Below are 23,437 nucleotides of genomic sequence, written 5' to 3' on the forward strand. Positions count from 1 at the left end.
TATATATGAAAAACACATAACAGCAAACTTGTTTCAGACTGTTGACAAACCTCAACGACTCGATGTTGCAAGGTAAATAGAGGTAGAAGAGTAAAGCGTCCGCGCCATCAGGGATGCTTGTTTTAACAAAGAAAGTACGGCGTCTTGACGATCTGCCCGCTTTCACCGCTACGGGCACTTTGTCATTAACCTCTAACAGCAAAGCTGCTTTTAATTATCGTGGCTTAGCCTGTTTTTACAGGCTAAAAGGTCAGTGTATTAAAACTAATCTTTCAACCAATTAGTATTGCCAATCATATGTATATACAGCGCCTCCACTTTAGTTCTAGCCCATGGTGTACGGCGTAAGAACTTCAGGCTGGATTTAATGCTGGGATCGCTGATGAAACAGTTGATATTGATACGGTATGCCAACTCCTCCCAACCATAATGCTCAACCAGTTTAGTCAACAGTTGTTCAAGGGTAATACCGTGTAATGGATCTTTCGACAAGTGATCACTCATTATTTATCTCGCACTTTTACTCTTCGACTTGGGGTTGCTGAATTGTGGGTTTGCCACCAACCTGCAACGCCAGGTTATTTGAGTATATCTAGGTGATGATTTTATTAGTCGCACACCTTAATCAGGATAGGTTGATGCGACAAGCATAAATTCCCGATTTGTCGCACCATTGCTTACCGGCCACATAATGCAGGGCTGATGAGCATCAAGATATCGCGATAAATTGCTGGCGCAACTGATGGACTTGATCGCGCAGTTCTGCTGCCTGCTCAAACTCCAGATTTTGCGCGTGGGTGTACATTTTAGACTCCAACTCACGGATTTTCTGATCAAGCGCTTTCGGTGGCAAGGCGTGATAATTATTGGGATCGGCCACTTTGCCGCCCCGCCCTTTCCCTTTACCACGGGAAGAGGCTTGGCCCAGTTGCAGAATATCGCCAATCTTCTTGTTCAACCCTTGCGGAATGATGCCACGTTCTTCGTTGTAAGCTTGCTGTTTGACACGGCGCCGTTCCGTTTCACCAATAGCCTTTTCCATTGAGGCGGTAATTCTGTCGCCATACAGTATTGCTTTACCATTAAGGTTACGCGCCGCACGGCCAATGGTCTGGATTAAAGAGCGTTCAGAACGCAGGAAACCTTCTTTATCAGCATCAAGAATTGCGACCAGAGAAACCTCCGGCATATCCAAACCTTCGCGCAGTAAGTTGATTCCCACCAATACATCAAACTCACCCAAACGCAGATCACGAATGATCTCTACCCGTTCAACGGTATCAATATCCGAATGCAGGTAACGAACACGGGCACCATGCTCTCCCAGATACTCGGTCAGGTCTTCGGCCATACGTTTGGTCAGCGTGGTCACCAGCACCCGCTCGTTAATCGCTGCGCGAATACGGATCTCTGACAGCAAGTCATCAACCTGTGTGGCTACCGGCCGGACTTCAATTAACGGATCGAGCAGGCCCGTCGGCCGCACGACCTGATCGATGATATCGCCACCGGATTTCTCCAGTTCATATTTACCCGGAGTTGCTGAAACATAAATAGTTTGTGGTGCCAGTGCTTCAAACTCTTCAAACCGCATTGGCCGGTTATCCAGTGCCGATGGCAGCCGGAAACCATATTCCACCAGTGTTTCTTTGCGTGAGCGGTCACCTTTGTACATCCCGCCAATTTGCGGAATAGTGACGTGGGATTCATCAACCACCAACAAACCGTCAGCCGGTAGATAGTCAAATAGCGTCGGTGGCGCTTCGCCTGGACCACGGCCCGAAAGGTAGCGGGAATAGTTTTCAATACCGGAGCAATAGCCCAGCTCATTCATCATTTCAAGGTCAAACTGGGTCCGCTGGCTAATACGTTGCTCTTCCAACAACTTGTTATTGGCTAATAGCACCTGACGGCGGTCGGCCAGTTCGACTTTGATCTCTTCCATGGCCTGCAAAATACGCTCGCGCGGGGTAACGTAGTGCGTTTTAGGATAGACCGTAAAGCGCGGTACTTCATGCTGTAACTGGCCTGTCAATGGATCAAAGATGGACAACCGTTCGACCTCTTCATCGAACAACTCTACCCGTAGCGCCCATTCATCAGATTCTGCGGGGAAGATGTCGATAACTTCACCACGCACCCGGAAGGTACCGCGCTGGAATACCTGATCATTACGGCTGTACTGCAATTCGGATAAGCGACGCAAAATAGAGCGCTGATCAATGATCATACCCTTAGTCAGATGCAGCATCATTTTCAGGTATAAATCAGGATCACCCAGACCATAAATCGCAGAAACCGACGCCACCACGATAACATCACGTCTTTCCAGCAGTGCTTTGGTCGCAGATAGCCGCATTTGCTCGATATGCTCATTTACCGAGGCATCTTTTTCAATAAACGTATCAGAGCTTGGGACATAGGCTTCAGGCTGGTAGTAGTCATAGTAGGAGACGAAATACTCTACCGCGTTATCGGGAAAGAACTCTTTCATCTCACCATAAAGCTGTGCTGCCAATGTTTTATTGGGTGCCAGCACCATGGTTGGGCGATTCAAATCAGCAATAACATTGGCTATCGTAAAGGTTTTACCCGATCCCGTTACCCCCAACAGTGTCTGATGAGCCAGACCATTCTCTAGCCCTTCTTCCAGTTTACGGATAGCCTCAGGCTGGTCGCCTGCTGGCTTAAACTCAGAATGTAGTTTGAATAATTTACTCATGAATTTGCTACCCACTGGAGAAACACACACTATCAGGAGGCTAATTATGAAAGCCCCATAGAATTTTGCCACCTCTATGATACTGGATATAAAACCAGCTTCAAGCACCAAAATGTAGGAATTTCTTTCACCAAGAGATTGTTTGCCTCGTTACAGTGACATCTAAACGACAGCTGCACTGTAAAAGCGTTTTTATCCCCAACTGTTAACATAAACACATTAGTGATAACTAATCGATTAAAGATCACTCATCAGCACCAGTTATGATTTTTCAGCGCTTGATTTTAAATAACCCATTGAAAGTAAAATAAATTATTAAAAAGTAGAGAATGCGGACAACAGGAGCGCAAGCCGCGCCCGCTCTCGCTTGCCATCAGTTTTCTATGGCTAATGCACAAGGTTATCCACAGGAATGGTGGATAACTCATTCAACCCCACAGCGGCTGGGAGTTGGCGAAAAGCAAAGCTTGGGAGATAAATGGGGACTAACTGGCTTTTTTAGTGTTTTTTTCACATTTTTATTTCACCGCATATTTCAATTAGTGCTAACTATGTAGCTTGCTAATTCTATAATTTTCACTAGTTAACACCTGCATCTAATGACCTCTGACCTCTCTCTTTTTCTACTGCACCATTTTCTCCACCAAAGCACCGCTTAAGTGCAAGCTCGCCATCACTCTACGCTCGCACCCCGCCAGGCTGAGCTATTTTTACCCCACGCTGCGCGTTAAAACCATTTACAGCCTGTTAACAAACAGATTTTACTCTCTGTATAGCAACTTGGCCCAAGAGTTGCTTTATATCTCTGTGAAACGGAGAGATTAAAGGGGAAATGGTCTAAAGTGGTGCAACGCATTAATAGACTAAAAATCATCCTATCGCAGGGTGATTAAGGATAAAAATAGCCTGTTGATGCCATTTAATGCCGCAATTCGCCCATTTCACCTCAATTTACACCGACAACCACCCGTTAGAAGTGTGGTGTTTTATGCTGTACTGCCGCTACCAAGTATGCAGATTTGCTGGTTAATCCTTCACTAGCCGTTACAGAACACCGGGCCACCTGTGAACTACTGAGATCGACTGAGGAGAAGCACTGATGCTGAGTTTAACCGCTGTGAATCAATACTATGGACAGAATCATATCCTTTGGGATATTAATCTCGAGATCCCCCGTGGGCAGTGTACCTGCCTGATTGGCCGTAATGGCGTAGGAAAAACGACGTTAATTAATTGCATCATGGGGCATCTGCCAATTAAGAGTGGCACCATGACCTGGCAACCGAATCATGAACCGCCGCAGAATTTGCTACAGCAGCCGGTTGAGGGGCGCACTGCTCTGGGTATTGGCTATGTACCACAAGGGCAGCAGATCTTCTCTCAACTGAGTGTGGAGGAGAATATGCTGATAGCCGTGCTGGCGGGCCGCCATAAGTCGCGCCAAATTCCGGGCTGGATTTTTGATATATTCCCCCAACTGTATGACAAACGCACCCAACGTGGTGGGGAGCTAACCCGTAATCAACAACAGCAGTTGGCCATTGCCAGAGCACTGGTGACAGAGCCAGAACTGTTGATTCTTGATGAACCGGGGAGTGGTATTTTACCGCCGTTGACTGAGGATATTGGCAATATCCTACATCAGCTCAGTCGTAGCCTGGGTTTGACGGTACTTTTGGTTGAACACCGTTTACCCTTTATTCAGCATGTGGCGGATCGATTCTGTTTGATGGCCGATGGCCGAAATGTGGCACAAGGAACATTGGCTCAATTGGATGAAGAGATGATTATTACGCATTTGGCCAGTTAATATGGCGCAGAGTGGTTTCTCCCTCATGCAAACTAAAGCCGATGATAGCGGCCATACTCCGCAAAAAACTCAGGGCTAATAATATCTATTAGCCCTTTAAGGTCATATCGCCGTCAAAAATTCAGCTCAGTGGCACCTCAGCCAAAAGTCCTAAATCCAAATAGCCACCAAGATCACGCCGCTGGGTGATGGGATACACGTCAAGGTCCGTCAGATAGGGGACGACACCTAATCGCGGGGCACTGATCATCTGTGTCAATGTTGCCATATACTCAACTTGTCGCCCCCCCGCAGGTATCACCTCATTAGCTATCCACCCCACCAGTTTCAGCCCAGCTTGTCGGATAGCCAAAGCGGTCAACAAAGCATGATTGATACATCCCAACTTGATGCCAACAACCATAATTACTGGCAATTGCTCTCGTAAAACCCAATCGGCAAAAGTTGCCTGTGGCGACAGTGGGGTAAACCAGCCGCCAGCCCCTTCGACCAATATCCATTCTGCTGAGTGCTCAAGCTGCTGTAGTCCTTGCGATAAAATTGACAAATCAATCTCAAGCCCTTCGCTGGCACTGGCAATATGGGGCGAGGTGGCCTCCAGAAACGTGAGCGGATTCACCTGTGAATAACTAAGTGCCGCACTGCTGTTTGCTTGTAGCGCCAAAGCATCACTGTTGCGCAATCCGTCAGGCGTCATCTGGCTACCAGATGCCACCGGTTTATAACCGGCGGTGCGATAGCCCTGCTGGGCTGCGGTTTGCAGTAAGGCACAACTGGCAACTGTCTTACCGACATCGGTATCCGTGCCAGTGATAAACCAACGTTTAGTCACGATAGATAACCCCATAAACTAAGTGGTAACTCAGCGGGTAGGTGCCAGATTGGGTGCTATAAGCGCGTTGCAGGGCCACCAGCCGTTGGCGACCACTTAACCCGGAATGACGCCCCTGATGTAAATGCGTAGCACCAATGCCTTGCAGAGAGCGCATAAGCGCAATTACATCAGGAAACTGTTGCTGATATAACTCGGTTGTCAGGTGATGGCGATACCCCTGACAAGCGTCACTGATATGCTGAAAGGGGAGAAAATCATTCACATGGCGCTTGCCATCTACCTGTTGCCACGCCAGCCCCAGCTCATCAAGAGACCCTTTTGCCAAGGTAGAAAACAGGATGATGCCGCCAACTCGCGTGACACGATATAACTCAGCTAGCGCCTGCGCTAAATCAGCACACCACTGTAGCGCCAGATTACTAAAACAAATATCAACGCTTTGATCTGGCAGCGGTATATTCTCGATATCAGCCAATAAATAGCTGTCCGCAGCCTGCTGTCGCCGGGCGTGATCCAACATTCCGGCGGCCAAATCTAGCGCAGTTACATATCTGTCTCGTTCACGCCAACAGCGGCTAAAATAGCCAGTACCGCACCCGGCATCCAGCACCGACGCACCAGGATGCTGATAACCCAGCGCTAATAAGGTATTCCCCGTTTCCCGTTGCAAACTTGCCGCTGAGTCGTAGCTGCCAGCAGCCCGGCTAAATGCAGCCGCAATCGCCGGTTTATCAACCAAGGGTAATCGTGGATTATCAGCGACAAACGCCATACAGCACCTCCAGCAATCTGTCGATATCATCACATTGATGCACAGCACTCAGGGTAATACGCAATCTGGCCCCCCCCGGCGGGACTGTTGGAGGGCGAATCGCCGTTACCCATAACCCCTCGGCGCGTAGTTGCTCCGCCAGTGTCAGTGTTTGCTGATTGTCACCCACCAGCAGTGGCTGGATAGCGGTTTTAGATGCCCCTAATTGCAACGGTAAGTCTGCCGCTCCACGCCGAAATTGCGCAATACGTTGCTGAAGCTGCTGTCGCAAGTCATCACCTTGCTGAATACGTAATAGTGCCGCTTGCAGCGCACAAGCCTGTGCTGGCGGCATCGCGGTGCTGTAAATCAGGTGACGGGCATATTGCAGCAGATACTCGGCAACCGGCTCCTGACACAACACTGCCGCCCCACTCAGGCCGAATGCCTTGCCAAAAGTGACCACTAACAGTTCAGGTTTTACCCCTTGCTGCCAGCAACTACCACGGCCACCTTCGCCACACACCCCAATTCCGTGCGCATCATCCACCAGTAACCAGCCACCCGCCGCCACTGTTTTTTGCTGCAAAGCAGCCAGTGGAGCGCTATCACCGTCCATACTAAACACGCCTTCGGTGACTACCAATGTTTGGCCCGCACAGGGTTTATCGAGTAGGTTTTGTAGCGCATCGGGCTGATTATGCACAAAGCGCCGCAATTGAGCCGGAGAGTGTGCAGCCGCCTCCAGCAAAGAGGCGTGGCTGAGTTTATCGGCCAGTATCCTGTCGTCGGCGGTAGTTAACGCCGCCAATACTGCCTGATTTGCCGCGTAGCCTGAGATAAACAACAATGCACGCGGATAACCCAGCCAGTCCGCCAATTGGTGTTCCAGTTGGGCATGAGGCCGGCTATAGCCGGTAACATGGCCAGAGCCACCACTGCCAACACCATAGCGTTGCGCCCCCTGCTGCCACGCCGCAATCACGTCAGGATCCTGACTTAACCCCAGATAATCATTGCTGGAGAAGTTGAGATAACGCCGTTCTGCTGATTGCAACCAGCGCCCACTCGCCCCCTCATTAACCTGACGGCTACGGTAGGCCGCGGCGTCGCGTCGCTGTTGCAGCCCCTGCTCTATCTTGCTTTGCCAGTTCATCAGATTGCCGCGTTATAAAATTGTGTGCTCTCGCCGGGCAATGAGTCACGCTGCAAGAGTTGCTCAGTCAATACTTGCTGCTGTTCGCGATCCCCTTGCTCGGTGGCGGTTTGCTGTGGATTCAGCCCCAATTTACGGAACAGTTGCAGATCTTTATCTTCTTCAGGATTCGCCGTGGTAAGCAATTTACAGCCGTAGAAAATAGAGTTAGCCCCTGCCATAAAGCACATCGCCTGCGTTTGCTCGTTCATTTGTTCGCGACCGGCAGATAAACGCACGTAAGAGGTTGGCATCATGATACGTGCGATAGCGATGGTGCGGATAAACTCGAAAGCATCGACGTCGTCGTTATTTTCCAGCGGCGTGCCTTTCACTTTTACCAGCATATTGATCGGCACACTTTCAGGCGGTTTGGGCAAATTCGCCAGTTGTACCAGTAGCCCTGCGCGGTCGCGGACAGTTTCGCCCAACCCGACAATGCCTCCCGAACAGACTTTGATACCGGCATCACGAACTTCACTGAGGGTATCGAGCCGTTCCTGATAACTGCGGGTGGTAATGATGCTGCCGTAGAATTCCGGCGAGGTATCAAGATTGTGATTGTAATAATCCAGCCCAGCCTCTGCCAACCGGTGAGCTTGCTGTTTATCCAGCGAGCCAAGCGTCATACAGGTTTCCATCCCCATGGCCTTGACACCTTCAACCATTTTCTCCAGATAAGGCATGTCACGCTCATGGGGATTCTTCCAGGCCGCGCCCATACAGAAACGGGTTGAGCCGGCGGCTTTGGCCTTTTTCGCTGACTCCAGCACTTGTTCAACCTGCATTAAGCGCTCACTTTCCAAGCCAGTTTTGTAACGCGAGCTTTGCGGGCAATATTTGCAATCTTCCGGGCAAGCACCGGTCTTAATCGACAGCAAAGTACTGACTTGCACCTGACGCGAGTCAAAATGCTGACGATGAATCTGCTGCGCTTCAAACAATAAATCCAGCAGTGGTTTTTCAAACAGGGCCTGGGCTTGCCCGACTGTCCAGCGAATATAATTTGCCATTACGGCTTCTCCAGGGAAGAGAAAAAAGTTTCGCCAGTGTAAATAAACTCGATATACTGTCAACCATTCTTGTAATGAATTGGTTTACAACAATCCTCATGACACCTTCTGACCTGGCTTTTGATCAACGTCATATCTGGCACCCCTACACCTCAATGACTGACCCACTTCCCTGCTATCCGGTGGTCGCGGCCGACGGCGTTGAGCTGCAACTGGCTGATGGCCGACGTCTGATCGATGGCATGTCATCATGGTGGGCGGCCATTCACGGCTATAATCATCCGGTACTGAACCATGCGGCACATCAGCAGTTGGATAAAATGTCCCATGTGATGTTTGGGGGTATCACCCACCCGCCCGCCGTGGAACTCTGCCAACAGTTGGTTGCTCTAACCCCTTCGGCACTAGAGTGTGTTTTTCTCGCTGATTCGGGTTCGGTGGCCGTTGAAGTGGCGTTGAAAATGGCATTGCAATACTGGCAGGCCAAAGGTGAACGGCGGCAACGGATTTTAACCCTGCGCCACGGCTACCATGGTGATACTTTTGGTGCGATGTCAGTTTGTGATCCCCAGAATTCAATGCACAGTTTGTATCAGGGGTATTTAGCTGAAAATCTGTTTGCCCGCGCGCCACAATGCCGCTTCGACCAGGCGTGGAACCCGGAAGACATCACTGATTTTGCTGAAATGATAGCCACACATTCCAGCGAGATAGCCGCAGTCATTCTGGAACCGATAGTGCAAGGTGCCGGTGGAATGCGTATCTATCACCCCGCCTATTTGCGTGAGGTCAGAGCATTGTGCGATCAGCACCAGATTTTGTTGATTGCCGATGAAATCGCTACCGGTTTTGGCCGCACCGGCAAATTTTTCGCCTGCGAACATGCGCAAATCGTGCCGGACATTCTGTGTTTAGGTAAGGCATTGACCGGCGGCTACCTGACCTTATCGGCTACCTTAACTACCCGTAAGGTGGCAGAAACCATCAGTAACGGTGATGCGGGTTGCTTTATGCACGGCCCGACATTTATGGCTAATCCATTGGCTTGCGCTGTCGCCTCGGCAAGCTTGAGTCTGTTGGCTGAGAATCACTGGCAACAGCAGGTTGCCGCCATAGAAAACCAATTGAAACACGCGTTAATGCCACTTGCAGAACATGAAGCAGTGGCCGATGTGCGGGTATTAGGAGCAATTGGGGTAGTGGAAATGAAAGAGCCGGTTAACGTCGCGCGCCTGCAACGGCAATTTGTCGAACACGGCGTGTGGATCCGCCCGTTTGGTAAACTGATTTACCTGATGCCGCCTTATATTATCTCGCCGCAATCACTGGCGCAGTTAACGGATGCGGTGAAAGCGGCGATAGTAAATATCCACTAAAGCAGTGGTGGGCAATATCGTCCGCAGACTGGCGGGGCGACTGCACCGATGGGCGTTGCGACGGCTTACGCCGTTACGACCCCTTCGACACAATTCCCCGCCCGGTAATATTATTTTTAAACTCTTGGGGCCAAAATAGTGACCCACATTGGCCCTTTCCCTACCGCATAGCGCTTCAGAGTGGTTAGCTCACCGCTGTGTTGATCAATACGATACACGGCAATATGATCCGACTTCTGGCCGGAAGAGATCAGGAAGTTACCACTGTTATCGATATTAAAACCGCGTGGCTGTGCTTCAGTCTGTTGGTGCCCGACCAACGTAATCTCACGCCCATCCTCAGAAACACTGAAAATACCCAGCAGACTGGCAGTACGGTCACTGATATAGAGATGACGGCCATTTGGCGTAATATGGATATCAGCCGCCCAACGAGTGCCGGTAAAGTCTGTTGGCATCGCATCCAGCGTCTGTATTAGCTGGTATTCCTGGCCGTTTTTGCTGATTTGATACACATCTACCGAGCTATTCAGCTCGTTAACACAATAGGCGACGTGTTTATTGGGGTGGAAGGCCATATGACGTGGGCCTGCACCGGCAGCAACCGGTATCACCGCCTGAGCGTGTGGCGTCAGTTTACCCTCAAGGCTCAGATCAAATAACCGCACCTTATCTTCTTTCAGGCAAGGTACCAGTAAGATTTGATTGGTCGGATCAATATTCGCCGAATGTGGGGCAGGCAAATCATCCAATTGCTGAATAGGTGCCTGTACCACACCCTGCTCATCAATAGGGCTAATGCTGACACAGTTAAAGCTATAAGAAGCAGAGAACAGGAAGCGGCCTTGTAAATCAGTGCCGATGTGCGTTGGGCTGCCTGGAAGTGGTGCCCTGCCAGCAGCGGTCAATGTGCCATCGTCACTGATGTTGTAGCTGATAATGGCAAAATCGGGGCGCACCCCAACATATAACTGGCGCTGGTTTGGATTGATTGTCATCGGCTGCACTTGCCCCGGCACCTCTACCGTTTGCAATAAGGTTAATGCACCGGCGGAATCTAATTGCCAAACATGGATCTGCTGACTGTCTGGGCTTGCCACGTAAACCACTTGCTTCATCTCTACTCCTTAGTCGAACCTATTATACTCGTCATACTTCAAGCTGCATGTGTGTTGGCTTCGTTCAATCACCCGAATCATTGACTGGCGTCAACTCATCGGAACTCACTCGCTTGCCGCCTTCCTGCAACTCGAATTATTTAGAGTATAGGCAACTTTAATTGGCCGAATTTGTCTTTCCAAACAAACCGTGCGCTTAACACAATTGCAAAATTGCGAATAATTTAGCCTAGCTTACCTGACTCGGCGGACATAACAACAGTCTGCTGTCGCGCTGTTTAAAACTTATCCTGCTTATTTTTAGCTGATTATGCTACCCACTCCCAAGCTTGGTTTAATCAACCCACCATCCGGTGTACCATCAAGTAATACTATGCAAACATACTATTAATGCCCTTATCGACGAGACTATAGCTGCCATGACATATCGCATAATTGCACTGGATCTAGACGGAACGCTACTGGATCACAAAAAACGTATTCTGCCAGAATCCTTGTCCGCACTGGCACAAGCCCGTGCTGAGGGCATCAAAGTGGTAGTGGTGACCGGCCGCCATCATGTTGCTATTCACCCGTTTTATCAGGCACTAGAACTTGATACACCTGCAATTTGCTGCAACGGTACCTATATTTATGATTACCATGCAAAAAAAGTATTAGATTCAAACCCCTTGCAGCCTCAACAAGCGGTTCAGGTGTTGCAGTTGCTGGAGCAAACCGGTATCCACGGGCTAATGTATGTGGACGATGCCATGCTCTATCAACAAACCAGCGGACATGTGATTCGCTCACTCAGTTGGGCTGAGTCATTACCACCCGCTCAGCGCCCGACGCTACTCCATGTTGATAGCTTGCTCGATGCGGCCCACACTGCCAGTTCCATCTGGAAATTTGCCACTTCACACTCGGATATTGAGCAACTGAGAGCGCTCGCAACCCAGATTGAGAATGAAATGGGGTTGGCCTGCGAATGGTCATGGCATGATCAAGTTGATATCGCACAGGCGGGTAACAGCAAAGGTAAGCGGCTACAGCAATGGGTTGAATCTCAGGGTTTGAGCATGAAAGATGTGGTTGCCTTTGGTGATAACTTTAATGACCTGAGCATGCTGGAAAGCGCCGGTTTGGGGGTAGCGATGGGGAACAGCGCCGATGCTATCAAACAGCGGGCTGACCTGGTGATTGCCGATAACGAACAGCCTGGAATCGCTGGCGTCATCCGCCAGCATGTCCTGGCTTGATAGTAAAATACGCCCGGCTGACGGGCGTTTTATCATCGGGTAAACTCAAGGGTTAGCGCCCTCAATTCTTGCGGTTAAACGAGACACTTTTTATCTGTGCATACACCCACTGACCGGGTTTAAGCGCCAATTCATCCCGTGCCCACGGCGTGATCCGCGCCCACAGCCATTGATCACCAACCGCGAGTTTGACATCGACCTGCCCATCCACCTCAAGGCATTCGGCAATTTTTACCGGCAAGATATTACGGATACTGCTACTTTGCGGTGGCTGTAATACCAACGAAACATCGGCTGCATTAATCCGAATACGCATTGAGCTACCCTCTTGCGCATCAAGCTTACCCACCCACAATCGCTGATCACCTAACGCCAGCGCGGTCATGGCATAGCGGTCGTGGTGACCAATGACACTGACCCGCAGTATGCTGCTCGGTTCTTCCCGTTGCAGCCACGGGCGCAATGCACTACTGGCCCACACTTCCTCCAGCCCGCCGACCGCGCGCACTTTGCCACCATCCATAACCACCACTTGATCTGCCAGCCGCAGGATCTCATCCATGCTGTGACTGACATACAAAATAGGGGTGTTAACATCTTGCGCCAACCGCTCCAGATAAGGCAGCAGCTCACGTTTGCGGGGCAAATCCAGAGAGGCCAGTGGCTCATCCATCAACAACAGCTCGGGGGCGGTCAATAATGCGCGCCCAATAGCAACACGCTGTTTCTCGCCGCCAGAGAGGGTCAGTGGGAAACGACTTAATAGTGGCTCGATACCCAGCAAACCGACAATTGTGTCAAATTGCCCACGCATTGACGGGGCCATGCCGTATTGTAAATTGCCCCGCACCCGATAATGGGGAAATAAGCGCGCATCCTGAAATACGTAACCGACTTTGCGTTTTTCCGGCGGCAGATAGATTTGCTGCTCGGCATCCACCAGCACCCGGCCATTTAACACCACTTTGCCTTGCTGCGGGCGGGTCAGGCCACCAATGACATTAATTAATGAAGTTTTACCGGCCCCCGACAACCCGAAAATAGCGGTGATACCTTGGGCGGGCAGATTGGTGGAAACACGTAAATCCAAATCGCCCAGTTGCTGACTGAAATCCAGCTCTAACATGGTGCCCCCATGCGTTTTTTACCCCAGCGGGCCAGCCATTCGGATAATAACAACGCCACCAACGACAGAATAATGGCAATGACACACAAACGCGCAGCAGCAGCTTCCGCCCCAGGGGTTTCAATCAGTGTGTACATTGCCAGTGGAATAGTGCGGGTTTCACCGGGAATATTGGAGACGAAAGTGATGGTCGCCCCAAACTCCCCCAGTGAACGGGCAAAAGAGAGCACGGTGCCAGCAATCACCCCCGGTAAAGAGAGCGGTAACGTAATGGTGAAAAACACCCGCCACGGATTGGCTCCTAGCGTGCGGGCCGCCAGTTCCAGACGCGTATCAACTGCTTCCAACGCCAGCCGGATAGCCCTCACCATCAGCGGAAAGGCCACCACCGCCGAGGCTAACGCCGCACCACGCCAACTAAAACTGAAATTAATGCCAAACCAGCTATAGAGCCACTCGCCAATAAAACCGCGCCGCCCCATGCTTATCAACAATAAATAGCCAATCACCACGGGTGGCAGCACCAGTGGTAAGTGAATAATACTGTCTAACAACGATTTACCGGGAAAACGGCAGCGCACTAAAATCCACGCCATTAAAATGCCTAACGGCAAACTGCACGCCACCGCAACCGCTGAAACCTTCAGACTCAGAATAATTGCCTGCCACTCATACTCACTCAATATCATTAGCGTGGGGTAAATCCATAATTTTTGAAAATAACCGCCGCGGCTGGGCTTTTCAGGTAATCATAAAAAGCACTCACGGTCGGGTTTTCATGGCCTTTAACAATTGCCATCGGGTATTCAACCGGCTTATGACTTGCTTCCGGGAATATCCCCACAACCTTAACTTTGTTACTGGCTATCGCATCTGAACCATAGACAATACCCAGCGGCGCTTCTGCCCGTTCGACCAGTGCCATTGCACTGCGCACGTTATTGGCCCGCGCCATTTCAGGGGCTAAAGTTGACCAGGCACCTAAATTCTCCAGTGACTCTTTGGCATAAATCCCAGCAGGAACATGATCAGGATCGCCCACTGCCAAACGGCCACCATCCAATAATTTCTTCCAGTCGGTTTTTTTATCGATTACGACTTTATCTATTTTACTGTCTTGCGGAGCAATTAATACCAGTTCATTACCTAGTAAGGTGTAGCGAGTATTGGCAACAATTTGCTGTTTATCAATAGCATAATCCATCCATTGCTGATCGGCAGAAATAAACATATCAGCCGGTGCGCCCTGCTCAATCTGGCGTGCCAATGTTGAAGATGAAGCATACGACGCCACGACATCAACCTGCTTCTCTTTTTTATACTGTACGGCAATATCTTGTAATGCATTGGTCAATGAAGCCGCAGCAAACACTGTAATGTTGTCCGCCGCTAACGTGGTGCCGGAAAATGCTGCCAGCAGTGTTGCACTCGCTACCCAAACCTTGGCGTTACCGTATTGATTCTTCATGTTGTTCTCCGCATTAATGAAATCGCTATATACATTGGAATATAACGCAACATTATAAGCAGGTCATGCAGTTTATCGGCAAGATGTGAGGTATCTTGAGCTGTGGTAACAAGTGGGGGGAATGAGGGAGAAAAACGAAAATGCCCAGCGTCTATGCGCCGGGCATTCAGAAATCAGATTAAGAGCGTTCTTTGGTGTGACCGGTCTTAGAGATGACGTTGAACACCTCGCCCAGTCCATAGATAAGCCCCAGAATCACGGCCATCACCACCGGTACCATGACCACGGCAAAGACCAGACTTTTCAATAAATCCAACATATCAGCCTCTCATTACTGCTCATTGAGCGATAACTTACGTTATCACAATAACTAGGATCTATCATTTACTGTAAATTATATCAGCGATGAATGAACCCTGTTATTTTAACTAACAGCAAAAGAATGTAACCTGCCAAACGTGCGATTCAGGTGTATACAAGCACTTAGATAGCAATAATCCTTTCCCGCCGGAGTAAAAAATCATGCAGGCTGAAATTCTTCTTACCCTAAAACTTCAGCAACGGCTGTTTGCTGATCCCCGGCGTATCGCATTACTGAAACAAATACAGCATACCGGTTCCATCAGCCAGGGCGCAAAACTGGCTGGGATTAGCTATAAAAGTGCCTGGGACGCGATTAACGAAATGAATACCTTAGCCGAGGAAATATTGGTTGAGCGGGCAACGGGTGGTAAAGGCGGTGGTGGCGCGCACCTGACTCGTTACGGCGAGCGTTTAATTCAACTTTATGATTTGCTCGCCAAGATTCAGCAAAAGGCATTTGACACGCTGAAAGATGATTCGCTGCCACTCGATAGTTTATTGGCCGCTATTTCGCGCTTCTCTTTACAAACCAGCGCCCGTAATCAATTTTTCGGCACCCTGATTGAGCGGGATCATCAGCAGGTTCAACAACACGTCAATATCCTATTATCAGACGGCAAAACCCGGTTATCTGCGGCACTCACTCAACAGAGTGCTGATCGCTTGCAACTTTCGGCGGGCAAAGAAGTGTTGGCACTGATCAAAGCCCCTTGGGTAAAACTGGTTACTGATCAGGCACTGGCGGGTGCTGCTGATAACTCTCTGCCCGGCACCGTAGCCAGTATTGAACCCGGCAACGATCACAGTGAAGTTATCGTGACCTTGACCGGGGGAGCCAGCTTGTGTTCGACACAAAACAACAGCGAATTACATAAGCTGAATTTGCATGTTGGTAGTCACGTCATTGCTCAATTCAATGCAGATCGGGTCATTATCGCTACACTTTGCTAAATAATTCAGCTTAGTTATGCAAAATAACCTTAGTATTTACTGTTGACATTTTGCCCCTTTCCGATTATCCCTAACACCCTTATTGTGTTGCAAGATATGGAAAGAATGATGTCGGAGTTGCAAATATCGCAAGGTTGTTTTCGCCTGAGTGACACCCGGGCACTCAACCTGCCAGCATTGCATGTTCAATCGGGTGATAGCTGGGCATTTGTCGGTGCCAATGGCAGCGGGAAATCCGCGTTGGCGAAGGCATTAGCAGGGGAATTAATCCTGTTGAGCGGCAGCCGCCACAACCATTTTCGCCACAGCGTGCATTTGTCGTTCGAGCAACTTCAGCAGTTAGTCAGCGAAGAGTGGCAGCGCAATAACACTGATTTACTCAGCGCAGATGAAGACGATACCGGGCGTACTACCGCAGAGATCATTCAGGAAGAATACGTTGATCCGCAACGTTGTCAGCAGTTGGCAGAGCAGTTTGGTATCAGCCAGTTACTCTCGCGTCGCTTTAAATATCTTTCTACTGGTGAGACCCGCAAAACATTGTTGTGCCGAGCGCTGATGCCACAACCGGATCTGTTGATTCTGGATGAACCCTTTGATGGTCTGGATGTGACAGCCCGCACGCAGTTGGCTGGTATGCTATCCACCCTTTCAGCACAAGGTGTCACGCTGGTGCTGGTACTAAATCGTTTTGATGATATCCCTGATTTTGTGCAATACCTCGGTGTGCTGGCAGATTGCCAATTAACCCAGACTGGCCCCCGCCAGCAGATTCTTTCCGAGGCATTGATTGCCCAACTGGCGCACAGTGAAAACCTTGATGGTATGTTGTTGCCAGAAACAGAACACCCGCAACAGCAGGCCTCTTTCGCACCAGATAAGCCACTAATTATCTTGCGTAATGGCGTGGTTGAATACAATGACCGCCCTATTCTTCATAACCTGAGTTGGCAGGTTAATCCCGGTGAACACTGGCAAATTATTGGCCAAAACGGTGCTGGGAAGTCAACTTTACTCAGCCTGATTACTGGCGACCATCCGCAAGGATACAGTAATGATTTGACACTGTTTGGCCGCCGCCGTGGCAGTGGAGAAACCATTTGGGATATTAAACGCCATATTGGTTATGTCAGCAGTAGTTTGCATCTGGATTACCGCGTCAGCACCAATCTACGTACCGTGATTCTCTCCGGTTTTTTCGATTCAATCGGTATTTATCAGGCGGTGTCTGATCGCCAACAACAATTAGCCGATCAATGGTTAGACTTACTCGGTTTTTCCGCCGTGACCGCTAATCAGCCCTTCCACAGTCTCTCTTGGGGGCAACAACGGTTGGCACTGATCGCCCGAGCACTGGTTAAGCATCCTGCACTGTTGATTCTTGATGAACCCTTGCAGGGTTTGGACCCGCTTAACCGCCTATTGGTACGGCGTTTTATTGATGTAATGATCAGTGAAGGTGACACGCAACTGTTATTCGTTTCTCACCATGCTGAAGATGCACCACAATGCATTACCCACCGTTTGACCTTTGTTCCTGATGGCAATATTTATCACTACCAACAGGAAAAGTTAGCAGGTTAAAACTCTTCAGGCTTTTCGTTGAGGATAATGAGAGCTATCCTCAACGGAAGCGGCGTTTATTGGCGGGGGCTTATGCTATCATTCTTACTGCCAGCCCCTATCAGCGCCGGCGATAAAGTTAACATATTCAGCCACCATCAGGATTTATACCCTATAAATTTCAGGTGCAGGCCAGCCGCAAGAGACAAACCGCTCATAAGCCGATTTGAACTGCATGTACGCAAGTCCGCAGGCTAAGTCTCAAAAGGGCTATAGCCCTATAAGCCGAGCGAATCAAGCGGCCAACGCACCTGCGATTTGAAAGATGACGGGCATAACATTAAAGGGATATTTATGTGGGGCATACTTGCTGCTTCGTTACTTTTCTTATCAATTAACCGGGTACTTTCCCTGTTTCTCTTGCTGTCGTCACTGTCAATTGCCTTGTATCACGGTGTTTTGACTCTGCCATCAGCCGCATTCTTGCTTCTAACATTGATTGTGGCACTACTACTGAAAAAATATCGTCACCGGAAATGGCCGGCCGTCGCACTGGAATTGCTGCTGGTGATGGCAGCAATCGTACTGTTTCTGCATCTGGTACCCGGTTTTAATAATCTAAATGTATTGAATAAAGTGAAAGTAGGGCCACTCAGCGCGCCCTTCAGCCTGTATTACAATCTTGATAAGGCATTAATACCTTTTATTTTACTGGCTTGCCTGCCAACCTTATTTGTCGCGAAAAAGCACCCATCAGTGAGCCGTGCAAGCTGGCTGGTATTGATTGTCAGTATCCCTGCATTGCTGTTGCTGGCTGTTGCCTTAGGCGGCCTGAAAATTGAGATGCACACCCCGGCATGGATAGGTTCCTTTGTGGTCGCTAATGTGTTTTTTGTTTGTCTGGCAGAAGAAGCACTGTTTCGTGGCTATTTGCAACAAAGGTTAAGTCAGTGGTTGGGTAACTATCCGGCCCTACTGCTCACCGCCCTGTTATTTGGCGCAGCACATATTGCAGGCGGCCCGCTATTGATGGTGTTCGCCGCATTGGCGGGGTTAATTTACGGCCTGGCATGGCTGTGGAGTGGTCGTTTATGGGTGGCGGTAGCCTTTCACTTCGCCCTGAATTTGATGCATTTATTGTTCTTCACTTATCCTCTTTATTCATCGCACTAATCTTTATCTACCCTGTTATCTACCGACCCGAGGCTAGCATTCTTAACTGGAATCGGGCGGTACATAACAGGCAGGACATTTCTGCTGAATTAATGGATGAGAACGCTACCAATCCAGTTATCTATGTGGTGACTGCTATTTATCTCTTGTTTTTGCCTATCCTTGGTTATTCCCCTGTCTTTATGCTTTTGCTGGGATTAAACTGGGAGAAATTTAAATGTAAACGATTCCATTATTGAGTGCAGATCACCTTTTCTCACCTAATGGCGTGCTATCTTTCTTAGACTAAAGTCATTCGAGGAGTCTTTTATGTACGTTCTGGTAACAGGTGGTAGCGGTTACATCGGTAGCCATACCTGTGTGCAATTGATTGAAGCTGGCTACCAACCGGTCATCCTCGATAACCTTTGCAACAGCAAATCCAGCGTATTAGCCCGGATACATGCCCTTAGCGGCTATACACCGAAGCTTTATCAAGGTGACATCCGTGACCGCGCTTTACTCGACCGAATATTTGCTGAGCAGTCTATCCATGCGGTCATTCACTTTGCTGGCCTGAAAGCCGTGGGTGAGTCGGTCAATAAGCCACTGGAATATTACAATAATAATGTCTTCGGCACCTTAGTATTGCTGGAGGCCATGCGTGCTGCACAGGTCAAAAACTTTATCTTCAGTTCCTCTGCCACGGTCTACGGCGATCAGCCACAAATTCCGTATGTCGAAAGCTTCCCGACCGGCTTGCCATCCAGCCCGTATGGCCGTAGCAAGTTGATGGTTGAGCAAATTTTGCAAGATGTGCAACTGGCTGACCCGCAATGGAATATGACCATTCTGCGCTATTTCAATCCGGTTGGCGCACATCCGTCAGGCTCCATGGGTGAAGACCCACAAGGTATCCCGAATAACCTGATGCCATTTATTGCACAAGTTGCCGTTGGTCGTCGTGAGTCGCTGGCCATATTCGGTAATGACTACCCGACACCGGATGGCACCGGGGTACGCGATTATATTCACGTAGTCGATTTAGCAGATGGTCATGTGGCGGCGATGAAGAAACTACACAATCAGCCTGGCGTGCATATTTTCAATCTGGGTGCCGGCGTGGGTAGCAGTGTTTTACAAGTGGTCGAGGCATTCAGCAAGGCGTGTGGCAAGCCGCTGGCCTACCATTTTGCCCCGCGCCGCGCAGGTGACTTACCGGCTTACTGGGCAGACCCAAGCAAAGCTGCCGCACAATTGGGTTGGCGGGTGCGCCGCTCGCTTGATGAAATGGCGGCAGATACCTGGCATTGGCAATCCAATAATCCTCAGGGCTATCCCGATTAAGGTGTTGTTATGACTGATTTTAACCCTGTGGATCATCCACATCGTAGATACAATCCATTAAGTGATCAGTGGGTGCTGGTTTCACCTCATCGGGCCAAGCGCCCATGGCAAGGCCAGCAAGAAGCCCCGGCGACGGAGAATTTACCGGCGCACGACCCTGATTGCTTCTTGTGCCCTGGTAATACTCGGGTGACCGGCGATGTCAATCCTGACTATCCATCAACCTATGTATTTACCAATGACTTTGCCGCGCTGATGCCAGATACACCTGATGCGCCGCAAAGTGATGATCCCTTGATGCGGAGCCAAAGCGCGCGCGGCACCAGCAGGGTTATTTGCTTCTCACCTGACCACAGTAAGACACTGCCGCAACTCTCTTTGCCTGCGTTGGAAGATGTTATTCAGACCTGGCAGCAACAGAGTGCCGAATTAGGCCAAACCTACCCATGGGTGCAGGTATTTGAAAATAAAGGCGCGGCGATGGGATGTTCAAATCCACATCCCCATGGCCAAATTTGGGCCAATAGTTTTTTGCCAAATGAAGCGGCACGGGAAGATAGCCTGCAACAGCACTATTTTCAGCAAAATCAGTCCCCCATGCTGGTCGATTATGCTGAACGTGAGCGTCGTGACGGCAGCAGGACGGTAGTTGAAACCGAGCACTGGCTGGCGGTAGTGCCCTATTGGGCAGCATGGCCATTTGAAATATTATTACTGCCCAAAGCCCATGTGCTGCGGTTAGAAGACCTCTCTATGGAACAACGCAGTTGTCTCGCCATTGCCCTGAAAAAGCTGACCAGCCGCTACGACAACTTGTTCTCGTGCTCTTTTCCCTATTCGATGGGGTGGCATGGCGCACCGTATAACGCAGACGACAACACACACTGGCAATTGCATGCTCATTTTTATCCGCCGTTGCTGCGTTCGGCGTCGGTACGTAAATTTATGGTGGGTTATGAGATGTTGGCTGAAACCCAGCGCGACCTTACAGCAGAACAGGCGGCTGAACACCTGCGGGCAGTAAGTGATGTTCATTATCGAGAAGCCGGAGTCAAATAATGAGTTTAAAACAGCATACCCAGGCTATTTTCCGCCAACAGTTTAATCAAGAACCTGACATCACTATCAAAGCGCCGGGTCGCGTCAATCTTATTGGCGAACACACCGATTATAACGACGGTTTCGTGCTGCCCTGTGCCATTGATTATGAAACCGTCATCAGTTGTGGCAAACGTGATGACCGCCAGATTCGTGTTATTGCTGCTGATTATGAAAATCAGCAGGATATATTCTCACTGGATGCGCCAATCGTCCCACATGCCGAATACCGCTGGGCGGATTACGTGCGCGGCGTGGTGAAACACTTGCAACTGCGCCATGCCGATTTTGGTGGTGCAGATCTGGTGATCAGTGGCAATGTGCCACAAGGTGCCGGTCTCAGCTCTTCAGCATCACTTGAAGTCGCGGTCGGGCAAGCGTTGCAGTCTCTTTATCAATTACCCCTTAGCGGTGTCGATCTGGCGCTGAATGGGCAAGAGGCAGAGAACCAGTTTGTTGGCTGTAACTGCGGCATTATGGATCAGCTCATTTCAGCGCTGGGTAAACAAGATCATGCACTACTGATCGATTGCCGTACCCTTGAAACCCGTGCCGTGGCCATGCCGGAAAACGTTGCGGTCGTTATCATTAACTCCAATGTGAAACGGGGTCTGGTTGATAGCGAATACAACACCCGCCGCCAGCAATGTGAAACTGCCGCCCGTTTCTTTGGTGTTAAAGCCTTGCGTGATGTGGATCCAACCCTGTTCTTCTCTATTCAGGATGAGCTGGATCCCGTCGTCGCTAAGCGTGCACGCCATGTAATTACCGAAAACGAACGCACGCTAGCGGCAGCAGATGCCCTGGCCTCCGGTGATTTGAAATTGATGGGGCAATTGATGCAGGAGTCTCATATTTCGATGCGTGATGACTTCGAGATCACAGTTCCGCCGATCGATAGCTTGGTGGATATTGTGAAATCCGTTATTGGGGAGCAAGGTGGTGTTCGTATGACTGGCGGGGGGTTCGGTGGCTGCATTGTCGCACTGATGCCAACATCGCTGGTTGAGCAGGTTCGTGCGGCCGTAGCCCAGGAGTATCCGGCTCATAGCGGCGGTAGGAAAGAGACCTTCTACGTATGTCAGGCTTCACAAGGAGCGGGTTTATGCTGAAAAACGACGCTGCATCATCAAGCAGTGTTGACCAGTTAGCACCAGATGGTCACCCCTTTGAATTGACCGAATTGCATAATAAAGCCGGTATGAGTGTAACGCTGATGGACTGGGGCGCAACCTGGCTGTCAGCGGTCCTGCCGCTGACCGATGGCGAAAAGCGCGAGCTATTGCTGGGCTGCCAGACCCCCGCAGACTACCTACGTCAAGCCGCTTATCTTGGTGCCACCGTTGGCCGCTATGCCAACCGCATTGCTAACAGCCAAATCACGGTGGAGGGTCAAACCCTCAATTTGTTACCTAATCAGGGACCTAACCAACTGCATGGTGGTCCAGAAGGTTTCCATGCTCGCCGCTGGCAAAAGGTTAAGCAGGATGAGAGGCAGGTGACTTATCAACTGCACTCACCTGATGGTGATCAGGGCTTCCCCGGTAATCTGACCGCCGAAGTGCAATATCTGTTGACGGAAGATAACCGATTGGAGATCCACTATCAGGCCCAGGTCGATAAAACCTGTCCGGTGAATCTGACCAATCATGCTTACTTTAATCTTGATGGTGAAGGGCTGGACGTGCGGGCGCATCGGTTGCAGTTATTTGCGGATCGTTACTTACCGGTTGATAGTGAGGGGATCCCAAGCGGCGGATTGGCCAATGTTGAGAAAACCGGTATGGATTTCCGACAACCAAAAACGCTGGCACGCGACTTCCTGCAAGACCGTTGTCAGCAGCGGGTTAAAGGCTATGATCATGCTTACCTGCTCCATCGTACTTGCGGTGCAACGGAAAGCCCGGCGGCTCATCTTTGGTCATCTGATAACCGGGTACAAATGAGTGTTTATACCACCGCACCTGCGTTGCAGTTGTATAGTGGTAACTTCCTTGGCGGAACACCGGCCCGCAAAGGGGGCACTTACGCCAGCTACACCGGCGTAGCGCTGGAAAGTGAATTCCTACCTGATAGCCCTAACCACCCCGAATGGCCACAACCTGATTGCTGGCTAAAACCGGGGAAAACCTACCGCGCCACCACGGTTTATCACTTTATCGCGCTATAACGCTATATACCCAACAGATTTCAAGATGCAGGAAGACGAGATCCCGATGAGCTGACATAAGTCAGTGATTCGGGTGACAAATCGGTCGGGAACCGATTTGAACGCTGTTTGAAAGATGACGGGGATAACTACCCATAT

21 protein-coding genes are annotated in these 23,437 nt (G+C 49.9%); 10 read left to right on the forward strand and 11 right to left on the reverse strand.

From position 1 onward, the window contains the following. Positions 1 to 264: 264 nt before the first annotated feature. Entirely contained in the window at positions 265 to 504 is a 240-nt protein-coding gene (locus V1952_RS05510; RefSeq protein ID WP_050087532.1) for a VF530 family DNA-binding protein, read from the reverse strand. A gap of 205 nt (positions 505 to 709) precedes the next feature. Next, positions 710 to 2,722: an excinuclease ABC subunit UvrB gene (gene uvrB / locus V1952_RS05515; protein ID WP_372558384.1), complete on the reverse strand. Its 2,013-nt coding sequence runs from the start codon at positions 2,720 to 2,722 to the stop codon at positions 710 to 712. 1,099 nt (positions 2,723 to 3,821) lie between these two features. On the opposite strand from uvrB, the gene V1952_RS05520 reads away from it, so the two are divergent. After that, positions 3,822 to 4,532, forward strand: coding sequence for an ABC transporter ATP-binding protein (locus V1952_RS05520; RefSeq protein WP_083159528.1), 711 nt, complete (start codon positions 3,822 to 3,824; stop codon positions 4,530 to 4,532). Positions 4,533 to 4,653: 121 nt separating this feature from the next. Here V1952_RS05520 and bioD read toward each other — a convergent pair whose 3' ends face one another. The 4 genes from bioD to bioB are packed head-to-tail and all read right to left on the reverse strand — an operon-like array spanning position 4,654 to position 8,326. Next, positions 4,654 to 5,364, reverse strand: a complete 711-nt coding sequence (gene bioD / locus V1952_RS05525) for a dethiobiotin synthase (protein ID WP_420074425.1) — start codon at positions 5,362 to 5,364, stop codon at positions 4,654 to 4,656. Next, positions 5,357 to 6,139 (reverse strand): malonyl-ACP O-methyltransferase BioC, encoded by a 783-nt coding sequence (gene bioC / locus V1952_RS05530; protein WP_420074426.1) that lies wholly within the window; start codon positions 6,137 to 6,139, stop codon positions 5,357 to 5,359. The genes bioD and bioC overlap by 8 nt, the downstream gene beginning before the upstream one ends. Further along, on the reverse strand, positions 6,123 to 7,274 hold the full coding sequence (gene bioF, locus V1952_RS05535) for an 8-amino-7-oxononanoate synthase (protein WP_420074427.1): 1,152 nt from the start codon (positions 7,272 to 7,274) through the stop codon (positions 6,123 to 6,125). Before bioF ends, bioC begins: the two co-directional genes overlap by 17 nt. Continuing rightward, positions 7,274 to 8,326 carry a biotin synthase BioB gene (gene bioB / locus V1952_RS05540; RefSeq protein WP_372558379.1) on the reverse strand — a complete coding sequence of 351 codons (1,053 nt, stop codon included), beginning with the start codon at positions 8,324 to 8,326 and terminating at the stop codon, positions 7,274 to 7,276. Before bioB ends, bioF begins: the two co-directional genes overlap by 1 nt. Before the next feature lie 98 nt (positions 8,327 to 8,424). On the opposite strand from bioB, the gene bioA reads away from it, so the two are divergent. Continuing rightward, positions 8,425 to 9,702, forward strand: a complete 1,278-nt coding sequence (gene bioA, locus V1952_RS05545) for an adenosylmethionine--8-amino-7-oxononanoate transaminase (RefSeq protein ID WP_420074428.1) — start codon at positions 8,425 to 8,427, stop codon at positions 9,700 to 9,702. 116 nt (positions 9,703 to 9,818) lie between these two features. Here bioA and pgl read toward each other — a convergent pair whose 3' ends face one another. Further along, positions 9,819 to 10,820: a 6-phosphogluconolactonase gene (pgl, locus tag V1952_RS05550; protein WP_420074429.1), complete on the reverse strand. Its 1,002-nt coding sequence runs from the start codon at positions 10,818 to 10,820 to the stop codon at positions 9,819 to 9,821. Positions 10,821 to 11,239: 419 nt separating this feature from the next. Here pgl and V1952_RS05555 point away from each other — a divergent pair, with 419 nt between their 5' ends. Further along, positions 11,240 to 12,061, forward strand: a complete 822-nt coding sequence (locus V1952_RS05555; RefSeq protein ID WP_420071767.1) for a pyridoxal phosphatase — start codon at positions 11,240 to 11,242, stop codon at positions 12,059 to 12,061. A gap of 61 nt (positions 12,062 to 12,122) precedes the next feature. On the opposite strand, the gene modC is transcribed toward V1952_RS05555, so the two are convergent. The 4 genes from modC to V1952_RS05575 form a co-directional block, all read right to left on the reverse strand. Continuing rightward, entirely contained in the window at positions 12,123 to 13,187 is a 1,065-nt protein-coding gene (modC, locus tag V1952_RS05560) for a molybdenum ABC transporter ATP-binding protein ModC (protein ID WP_083159544.1), read from the reverse strand. Continuing rightward, the gene (gene modB / locus V1952_RS05565; RefSeq protein ID WP_032907071.1) at positions 13,181 to 13,876 is read right to left on the reverse strand and encodes a molybdate ABC transporter permease subunit; all 696 of its coding nucleotides are present in this window, start codon (positions 13,874 to 13,876) and stop codon (positions 13,181 to 13,183) included. Before modB ends, modC begins: the two co-directional genes overlap by 7 nt. Further along, positions 13,876 to 14,655 carry a molybdate ABC transporter substrate-binding protein gene (gene modA, locus V1952_RS05570; protein ID WP_083159546.1) on the reverse strand — a complete coding sequence of 260 codons (780 nt, stop codon included), beginning with the start codon at positions 14,653 to 14,655 and terminating at the stop codon, positions 13,876 to 13,878. Before modA ends, modB begins: the two co-directional genes overlap by 1 nt. A gap of 178 nt (positions 14,656 to 14,833) precedes the next feature. Further along, the gene (locus V1952_RS05575) at positions 14,834 to 14,974 is read right to left on the reverse strand and encodes an AcrZ family multidrug efflux pump-associated protein (RefSeq protein WP_083159548.1); all 141 of its coding nucleotides are present in this window, start codon (positions 14,972 to 14,974) and stop codon (positions 14,834 to 14,836) included. A gap of 203 nt (positions 14,975 to 15,177) precedes the next feature. Here V1952_RS05575 and modE point away from each other — a divergent pair, with 203 nt between their 5' ends. The 7 genes from modE to galM all read left to right on the forward strand — a co-directional run bounded on the left by modE (position 15,178) and on the right by galM (position 23,299). Then, positions 15,178 to 15,969 (forward strand): molybdenum-dependent transcriptional regulator, encoded by a 792-nt coding sequence (gene modE, locus V1952_RS05580; RefSeq protein WP_372558375.1) that lies wholly within the window; start codon positions 15,178 to 15,180, stop codon positions 15,967 to 15,969. A gap of 108 nt (positions 15,970 to 16,077) precedes the next feature. Then, the gene (gene modF / locus V1952_RS05585; protein WP_420074430.1) at positions 16,078 to 17,553 is read left to right on the forward strand and encodes a molybdate ABC transporter ATP-binding protein ModF; all 1,476 of its coding nucleotides are present in this window, start codon (positions 16,078 to 16,080) and stop codon (positions 17,551 to 17,553) included. Between the two features lie 333 nt (positions 17,554 to 17,886). Then, positions 17,887 to 18,705 carry a CPBP family intramembrane glutamic endopeptidase gene (locus V1952_RS05590; RefSeq protein ID WP_420074431.1) on the forward strand — a complete coding sequence of 273 codons (819 nt, stop codon included), beginning with the start codon at positions 17,887 to 17,889 and terminating at the stop codon, positions 18,703 to 18,705. A 309-nt stretch (positions 18,706 to 19,014) separates the two neighbouring features. Beyond that, positions 19,015 to 20,031 carry a UDP-glucose 4-epimerase GalE gene (gene galE, locus V1952_RS05595; protein WP_420074432.1) on the forward strand — a complete coding sequence of 339 codons (1,017 nt, stop codon included), beginning with the start codon at positions 19,015 to 19,017 and terminating at the stop codon, positions 20,029 to 20,031. A 9-nt stretch (positions 20,032 to 20,040) separates the two neighbouring features. Beyond that, positions 20,041 to 21,090, forward strand: coding sequence for a galactose-1-phosphate uridylyltransferase (gene galT, locus V1952_RS05600; RefSeq protein WP_420074433.1), 1,050 nt, complete (start codon positions 20,041 to 20,043; stop codon positions 21,088 to 21,090). After that, entirely contained in the window at positions 21,090 to 22,241 is a 1,152-nt protein-coding gene (galK, locus tag V1952_RS05605; protein ID WP_083159560.1) for a galactokinase, read from the forward strand. Before galT ends, galK begins: the two co-directional genes overlap by 1 nt. Further along, positions 22,235 to 23,299, forward strand: coding sequence for a galactose-1-epimerase (galM, locus tag V1952_RS05610; protein WP_083159562.1), 1,065 nt, complete (start codon positions 22,235 to 22,237; stop codon positions 23,297 to 23,299). The genes galK and galM overlap by 7 nt, the downstream gene beginning before the upstream one ends. Positions 23,300 to 23,437 lie beyond the last annotated feature (138 nt).

This window comes from Yersinia sp. 2542 StPb PI, assembly GCF_048593855.1.
GTDB lineage: Bacteria > Pseudomonadota > Gammaproteobacteria > Enterobacterales > Enterobacteriaceae > Yersinia > Yersinia enterocolitica_E.

What these genes read in the sequence shown, in the direction of transcription:
- galT (WP_420074433.1), top strand. Translation starts at nt 20,041, where the DNA reads ATGACTGATTTTAACCCTGTGGATCATCCACATCGTAGATACAATCCA.
- bioB (WP_372558379.1), bottom strand. Translation starts at nt 8,326, where the DNA reads ATGGCAAATTATATTCGCTGGACAGTCGGGCAAGCCCAGGCCCTGTTT.
- modC (WP_083159544.1), bottom strand. Translation starts at nt 13,187, where the DNA reads ATGTTAGAGCTGGATTTCAGTCAGCAACTGGGCGATTTGGATTTACGT.
- modB (WP_032907071.1), bottom strand. Translation starts at nt 13,876, where the DNA reads ATGATATTGAGTGAGTATGAGTGGCAGGCAATTATTCTGAGTCTGAAG.
- modE (WP_372558375.1), top strand. Translation starts at nt 15,178, where the DNA reads ATGCAGGCTGAAATTCTTCTTACCCTAAAACTTCAGCAACGGCTGTTT.
- bioC (WP_420074426.1), bottom strand. Translation starts at nt 6,139, where the DNA reads ATGGCGTTTGTCGCTGATAATCCACGATTACCCTTGGTTGATAAACCG.
- V1952_RS05590 (WP_420074431.1), top strand. Translation starts at nt 17,887, where the DNA reads ATGTGGGGCATACTTGCTGCTTCGTTACTTTTCTTATCAATTAACCGG.
- bioA (WP_420074428.1), top strand. Translation starts at nt 8,425, where the DNA reads ATGACACCTTCTGACCTGGCTTTTGATCAACGTCATATCTGGCACCCC.
- modF (WP_420074430.1), top strand. Translation starts at nt 16,078, where the DNA reads ATGTCGGAGTTGCAAATATCGCAAGGTTGTTTTCGCCTGAGTGACACC.
- galM (WP_083159562.1), top strand. Translation starts at nt 22,235, where the DNA reads ATGCTGAAAAACGACGCTGCATCATCAAGCAGTGTTGACCAGTTAGCA.
- V1952_RS05520 (WP_083159528.1), top strand. Translation starts at nt 3,822, where the DNA reads ATGCTGAGTTTAACCGCTGTGAATCAATACTATGGACAGAATCATATC.
- V1952_RS05510 (WP_050087532.1), bottom strand. Translation starts at nt 504, where the DNA reads ATGAGTGATCACTTGTCGAAAGATCCATTACACGGTATTACCCTTGAA.
- uvrB (WP_372558384.1), bottom strand. Translation starts at nt 2,722, where the DNA reads ATGAGTAAATTATTCAAACTACATTCTGAGTTTAAGCCAGCAGGCGAC.
- modA (WP_083159546.1), bottom strand. Translation starts at nt 14,655, where the DNA reads ATGAAGAATCAATACGGTAACGCCAAGGTTTGGGTAGCGAGTGCAACA.
- V1952_RS05575 (WP_083159548.1), bottom strand. Translation starts at nt 14,974, where the DNA reads ATGTTGGATTTATTGAAAAGTCTGGTCTTTGCCGTGGTCATGGTACCG.
- pgl (WP_420074429.1), bottom strand. Translation starts at nt 10,820, where the DNA reads ATGAAGCAAGTGGTTTACGTGGCAAGCCCAGACAGTCAGCAGATCCAT.
- galE (WP_420074432.1), top strand. Translation starts at nt 19,015, where the DNA reads ATGTACGTTCTGGTAACAGGTGGTAGCGGTTACATCGGTAGCCATACC.
- V1952_RS05555 (WP_420071767.1), top strand. Translation starts at nt 11,240, where the DNA reads ATGACATATCGCATAATTGCACTGGATCTAGACGGAACGCTACTGGAT.
- bioF (WP_420074427.1), bottom strand. Translation starts at nt 7,274, where the DNA reads ATGAACTGGCAAAGCAAGATAGAGCAGGGGCTGCAACAGCGACGCGAC.
- galK (WP_083159560.1), top strand. Translation starts at nt 21,090, where the DNA reads ATGAGTTTAAAACAGCATACCCAGGCTATTTTCCGCCAACAGTTTAAT.